The sequence below is a fragment of the Microcystis sp. LE19-84.1B genome (genome assembly GCF_027531875.1).
GTDB lineage: Bacteria > Cyanobacteriota > Cyanobacteriia > Cyanobacteriales > Microcystaceae > Microcystis > Microcystis panniformis.
In genome coordinates this window covers 1-2,766 of sequence record NZ_JAPZSR010000451.1, presented here as the reverse complement: position 1 = coordinate 2,766, position 2,766 = coordinate 1, and the positions used below count along the sequence as shown (strand labels likewise).

The window sequence follows — 2,766 nt, the reverse complement described above, 5'->3', positions numbered from 1 at the left end:
AAATTTAAAGGCTGATTTGGTAAATTCGGCACTTCCTCCTTGATGTTTTTTCTTAAAGTTAGGATACTTAGTACGACCAGCAAAGAAGTTAGTGAAAGCTGTTTGTAAATGTCTTAACCCTTGTTGTAAAGGTACACAGCTAACTTCGTTTAAAAACTCTAATTCTTCTTGCTTTTTCCAATCGGTTAGCATTGAAGAAGTTTGGGCGTAGCCTACTCTTTCTTGCTTTTCGTACCAAGCTTGTGTTCGTTCGTGGAGAGCTTTGTTGTAAACTAATCTTACACAGCCCAATGTGCGCCGCAATAGCGACTCTTGTTCGGGTGTGGGGTAAAATCAGTAAGAATAGGCTTTTTCCATATCTCGCATTCTAGAATATATCGTGTAAATGCGCTAGTATTGAACAGTAAAGCCAACCTAGAACGACGGGGTTTCAGACCCAAATTTTCGATGAGCGACGGGGACAGACGGTTAAAATGCGTCTTAGCTTAAAACCCCACACCCTGCCCGCGGGAAAAACTTTTTCAGCAAGCCCTATTTGTGTTACAATAGGTTGGTCAAAAATGCTGGTGTAGCTCAGTGGTAGAGCAGCTGATTTGTAATCAGCCGGTCGCGGGTTCAAATCCCATCACCAGCTTCTCGGAAAACCAACTGTTTTCAGTCCCTACAAGGCTTTGGTGGCTTGGGTCGCAGCAAGGCCTACTGATTCTGTCGGTCTTTTTTGGTCACTGTTGGGTCAGTTGGTAATGATTTGGTAGTAGTGGCGTAGCCCTCTTGCTTACCTGGTATGAATTGTGTAAAATATTTATTAATAAAAAATTTCAATTTGATTCCCTTCATGATTTGGCAGAACTGGAAAAAACCATTAATAACATTCCGGGAGTCTTGAACAATGGCTTATTCGTGGGACTGGCTGACTTGGTGATTGTCGGAGAGTTACAAGATGGACAGCCTCTAGTCCGGGAGTTTTAATGATCTGAATTAATCCCATTTTCTCGGAAAATAACATGAAGAGCGACTGCGCTTTTGCGCCCGTTTTATTTGAGATGGACGGAACTCCCGTGGATAAAGTCCCTTTGCACTAGCAAATATGGCAAGAGTTTAGCCAAACAAACGGTCTTAATCTATGGTTGTCCTTAAACTTAACATAATAAAACTGGTATATAACATAAGGAAAGTGCCTGGATTGTTGGACAACCCTATTTTGATGGGGTAGCATCAGAATCATCGAATCCATGACAAGCGACAAAAGCCCACAGAGCTATTTTGTCTGGGGGTCTCTCTGGGGGCAGACTAGATGCCCTTGAATATTCTAATCAAATAGGAGTAAAACCGATGAACACAAGCATTCAAACCATTCATGCCCGAGAAATTCTCGACTCTCGCGGCAATCCGACGGTTGAAGTCGATGTCATTTTGGCAGACAACAGCAAGGGTCGAGCGGCAGTACCTTCTGGAGCATCTACGGGGAGTGGGGAAGCGCTGGAATTACGGGATGGCGATCCTACTCACTACGGTGGCAAGGGCGTTCTCAAAGCGGTGGCCAACGTCAATGGTGCGATCGCTGCTGCCCTCAAGGGAATGGATGCCACTGACCAAAGTGCCGTCGATCAGAAAATGCTAGAGTTAGACGGCACTGAATTTAAGGCGAACTTGGGCGCTAATGCCATTCTGGGAGTTTCAATGGCGGTTGCCAGGGCGGCAGCAATTTCTAAGGGTCAACCCCTTTATCAATACCTCGGCAGCACTGAGGCGACTCTACTGCCAACTCCCTGCTTTAACATTCTCAATGGTGGAGTTCACGCCGACAACAGCGTTGATTTTCAGGAATACAAGCTAGTTCCCGTCGGTGCTACCACCTTTGCTGAAGCGTTGCGCATGGGGGCAGAGGTTTACCACGCCCTGAAATCAATTTTGAAACAAAAAGGTTATAGTACCGGGGTCGGCGATGAAGGCGGCTTTGCTCCTGACCTCAAGTCCAATGTAGAAGCCATCGAGCTAATTCTAGAAGGAATTGACAAGGCAGGATACCAATCTGGCGAGGAATTGGCGATCGCTCTCGATCCAGCAACCAGTGAACTATGGCGAGAAGGAGGGCAATACGAATTTTTTAAATCTGACAAGAGCCGCAAATCTTCCTCAGATATGATCGATCTATGGGAAAGCTGGATCGACCAATACCCGATTATCTCCTTAGAAGATGGTCTGGGAGAAAAGGACTGGGAAGGCTGGCAAGAATTGACTGAGCGGTTAGGCGATCGTGTTCAATTAGTGGGTGATGACATCTTTTGTACCAATCCCAAAATTATTCAGGAAGCGATCAACAAAGGTGTAGGCAATGCCTCTTTGATTAAAGTTAATCAGATTGGGTCTGTCACCGAAACATTAGAAGCGATCAAAACAGCGCGCTCCGGTGGTTATACCATCTATATCAGCCACCGCTCCGGGGAAACTCCCGATGATTTTATTGCCGATTTGTCCGTTGCGACAAGTGCAGCCCAACTAAAAACAGGTGCGCCCTGTCGGGGCGAACGGTTAGCCAAATACAACCAGTTGCTCCGCATTGAAGAAGAACTTGGCACTCGCGCTCGTTATGCAGGGTGGACGAACTTCAAGGTAAAGTAGCTTATTTGACATCCTCGCCGCCCTAAAAGTGCGGCGATTCCTAAACCTCACGATTTAAGTTTCTGCTTCCACCACCGTCGCATACCACAGTTAAAAAACCATGTACTGTCTTACACAGAGTCCACAGACTTTCGCCCCATTTCA

The 2,766-nt window shown here is 46.0% G+C and carries 1 protein-coding gene, 1 tRNA gene and 2 pseudogenes; 3 read left to right on the top strand and 1 reads right to left on the bottom strand.

Features of this window, described 5'->3' with window-relative positions; genetic code table 11:
• Positions 1-357, bottom strand: a pseudogene (locus O9324_RS25295) (RNA-guided endonuclease InsQ/TnpB family protein); the annotation flags it as partial.
• A 205-nt stretch (positions 358-562) separates the two neighbouring features.
• On the opposite strand from O9324_RS25295, the gene O9324_RS25290 reads away from it, so the two are divergent.
• The 3 genes and pseudogenes from O9324_RS25290 (at position 563) to eno (ending at position 2,622) form a co-directional block, all read left to right on the top strand.
• Positions 563-634 (top strand) — tRNA-Thr (locus tag O9324_RS25290).
• Positions 635-819: 185 nt separating this feature from the next.
• Positions 820-969, top strand: a pseudogene (locus O9324_RS25285) (ribose-5-phosphate isomerase A); the annotation flags it as partial.
• A gap of 363 nt (positions 970-1,332) precedes the next feature.
• Positions 1,333-2,622, top strand: a complete 1,290-nt coding sequence (gene eno, locus O9324_RS25280) for a phosphopyruvate hydratase (RefSeq protein WP_288141645.1) — start codon at positions 1,333-1,335, stop codon at positions 2,620-2,622.
• Positions 2,623-2,766 lie beyond the last annotated feature (144 nt).

Coding starts and splice junctions, on each gene's coding strand:
- eno (WP_288141645.1), top strand. CDS start 1,333: ATGAACACAAGCATTCAAACCATTCATGCCCGAGAAATTCTCGACTCT.